This is a genomic window from Pantoea sp. LS15 (assembly GCF_012241585.1).
Lineage (GTDB): Bacteria > Pseudomonadota > Gammaproteobacteria > Enterobacterales > Enterobacteriaceae > Enterobacter.
The window spans coordinates 146,169-149,409 of the sequence record NZ_JAAVXA010000011.1; the positions used below are offsets into that span (position 1 = coordinate 146,169).

General features: G+C 50.6%; 3 protein-coding genes. All 3 read left to right on the forward strand.

Features of this window, described 5'->3' with window-relative positions; translation table 11 throughout:
- Positions 1-157 precede the first annotated feature (157 nt).
- A complete protein-coding gene (gene rpsG / locus HED65_RS16490; protein ID WP_004106370.1) occupies positions 158-628 on the forward strand; it encodes a 30S ribosomal protein S7 in 471 nt (156 codons plus the stop codon).
- A gap of 95 nt (positions 629-723) precedes the next feature.
- Positions 724-2,838 carry an elongation factor G gene (gene fusA / locus HED65_RS16495; protein ID WP_114979380.1) on the forward strand — a complete coding sequence of 705 codons (2,115 nt, stop codon included), beginning with the start codon at positions 724-726 and terminating at the stop codon, positions 2,836-2,838.
- 69 nt (positions 2,839-2,907) lie between these two features.
- The coding region (locus HED65_RS16500) for a GTP-binding protein (RefSeq protein WP_227647127.1) at positions 2,908-3,241 on the forward strand (334 nt) is incomplete at its 3' end.

Genomic DNA, 3,241 nt, shown 5'->3' on the forward strand with positions numbered 1-3,241 from the left:
AGGTGTTAAAGACCGTAAGCAGGCTCGCTCCAAGTACGGCGTGAAGCGTCCTAAGGCTTAATGGTTCTCCGTTAAGTAAGGCCAAACTGATTTATCTTAATGTCAAACTAAACTCGTAGAGTTTTGGACAATCCTGAATTAACAACGGAGTATTCCCATGCCACGTCGTCGCGTCATTGGTCAGCGTAAAATTCTTCCAGATCCTAAGTTCGGATCAGAACTGCTGGCAAAATTTGTAAATATCCTGATGGTAGATGGTAAAAAATCTACTGCAGAAGCAATCGTATACAGCGCGCTGGAGACCCTGGCTCAGCGTTCTGGTAAAAATGAACTGGAAGCTTTCGAAGTCGCTCTCGACAACGTGCGCCCGACTGTAGAAGTTAAGTCTCGCCGCGTTGGTGGTTCTACTTATCAGGTTCCAGTTGAAGTTCGTCCGGTTCGTCGTAATGCTCTGGCAATGCGTTGGATCGTTGAAGCTGCTCGTAAACGCGGTGATAAATCCATGGCTCTGCGTCTGGCGAACGAACTTTCTGATGCTGCAGACAACAAAGGTACTGCAGTTAAGAAACGTGAAGACGTTCACCGTATGGCAGAAGCCAACAAGGCGTTCGCACACTACCGTTGGTAATCCCTTCGGAGTATTAGTCACCAGGCGGGCGCTTCAGAGAAGCCGCCCGCTCTGGGTAACTTAACTGAACGCCTAAAGATATAACGAGGAATCAAATGGCTCGTACAACACCCATCGCACGCTACCGTAACATCGGTATCAGTGCGCACATCGACGCCGGTAAAACCACTACTACCGAACGTATTCTGTTCTACACCGGTGTAAACCATAAAATCGGTGAAGTTCATGACGGCGCAGCCACCATGGACTGGATGGAACAGGAGCAGGAGCGTGGTATTACTATCACCTCCGCAGCGACTACTGCATTCTGGTCAGGTATGGCTAAGCAGTACGAACCGCATCGCGTAAACATCATCGACACCCCAGGGCACGTTGACTTCACCATCGAAGTAGAACGTTCCATGCGTGTTCTTGACGGCGCGGTAATGGTTTATTGCGCAGTTGGTGGTGTTCAGCCACAGTCTGAAACCGTATGGCGTCAGGCGAACAAATATAAAGTTCCACGCATCGCGTTCGTTAACAAAATGGACCGTATGGGTGCTAACTTCCTGAAAGTTGTTGGTCAGATCAAAACCCGTCTGGGCGCGAACCCTGTTCCGCTGCAGCTGGCAATTGGTGCTGAAGAAGGTTTCACCGGCGTAATCGACCTGGTGAAAATGAAAGCCATCAACTGGAACGATGCAGACCAGGGCGTTACCTTCGAATACGAAGATATCCCGGCTGAAATGCAGGACCTGGCTGACGAATGGCACCAGAACCTGATCGAATCCGCTGCTGAAGCTTCTGAAGAGCTGATGGAGAAATACCTGGGTGGTGAAGAACTGACTGAAGAAGAGATCAAAAAAGCTCTGCGTCAGCGTGTTCTGAACAACGAAATCATCCTGGTAACCTGTGGTTCTGCGTTCAAGAACAAAGGTGTGCAGGCGATGCTGGATGCGGTAGTTGACTACCTGCCATCCCCGGTTGACGTTCCTGCGATCAACGGCATCCTGGACGACGGTAAAGATACTCCGGCTGAGCGTCACGCAAGCGACGAAGAGCCATTCTCTGCACTGGCGTTCAAAATTGCTACCGACCCATTCGTGGGTAACCTGACCTTCTTCCGCGTTTACTCTGGTGTGGTTAACTCCGGTGACACCATCCTGAACTCCGTGAAAGCGGCGCGTGAACGTTTTGGCCGTATCGTACAGATGCACGCTAACAAACGTGAAGAGATCAAAGAAGTTCGTGCGGGCGACATCGCTGCAGCTATCGGTCTGAAAGACGTGACCACTGGTGACACCCTGTGTGACCCAGATCACCCAATCATTCTGGAGCGTATGGAATTCCCTGAGCCGGTAATCTCCATCGCAGTTGAACCAAAAACCAAAGCTGACCAGGAAAAAATGGGTCTGGCTCTGGGCCGTCTGGCGAAAGAAGACCCATCATTCCGCGTATGGACTGATGAAGAATCTAACCAGACCATCATCGCTGGTATGGGTGAACTGCACCTGGACATCATCGTTGACCGTATGAAGCGTGAATTCAACGTTGAAGCGAACGTGGGTAAACCTCAGGTTGCTTACCGCGAAGCGATTCGCGCGAAAGTTACCGATGTTGAAGGTAAACACGCTAAGCAGTCTGGTGGTCGCGGTCAGTACGGTCACGTTGTGATCGACATGTACCCACTGGAGCCGGGCTCTAACCCGAAAGGTTACGAGTTCATCAACGACATCAAAGGTGGTGTAATTCCTGGTGAATACATCCCAGCCGTTGATAAAGGCATCCAGGAACAGCTGAAAGCGGGCCCTCTGGCTGGCTATCCGGTTGTTGACATGGGTATCCGTCTGCACTTCGGTTCTTACCACGACGTTGACTCCTCTGAACTGGCGTTTAAACTGGCTGCGTCTATTGCCTTTAAAGAAGGCTTTAAGAAAGCAAAACCAGTTCTGCTTGAGCCAATCATGAAGGTTGAAGTAGAAACTCCTGAAGAGAACACCGGTGACGTTATCGGTGACTTGAGCCGTCGTCGCGGTATGCTGCGTGGTCAGGAATCCGAAGTAACTGGCGTTAAGATCCACGCTGAAGTTCCACTGTCTGAAATGTTCGGATATGCAACTCAGCTGCGTTCTCTGACCAAAGGTCGTGCATCATACACCATGGAATTCCTGAAGTATGATGATGCGCCTAACAACGTTGCTCAGGCCGTTATTGAAGCCCGTGGTAAGTAATCCACAGGATTAAAACCTAAGTCCCGTGCTCTCTCCAAAGGGGAGAGCACTATAGTAAGGAATATAGCCGTGTCTAAAGAAAAATTTGAACGTACAAAACCGCACGTCAACGTTGGTACTATCGGCCACGTTGACCATGGTAAAACTACCCTGACCGCTGCAATCACTACCGTTCTGGCTAAAACCTACGGTGGTTCTGCTCGTGCATTCGACCAGATCGATAACGCACCAGAAGAAAAAGCTCGTGGTATCACCATCAACACCTCTCACGTTGAGTACGACACCCCGACTCGCCACTACGCACACGTAGACTGCCCAGGCCACGCCGACTATGTTAAAAACATGATCACCGGTGCTGCGCAGATGGACGGCGCGATCCTGGTTGTTGCTGCGACTGACGGCC

What these genes read in the sequence shown, in the direction of transcription:
- rpsG (WP_004106370.1), top strand. Translation starts at nt 158, where the DNA reads ATGCCACGTCGTCGCGTCATTGGTCAGCGTAAAATTCTTCCAGATCCT.
- fusA (WP_114979380.1), top strand. Translation starts at nt 724, where the DNA reads ATGGCTCGTACAACACCCATCGCACGCTACCGTAACATCGGTATCAGT.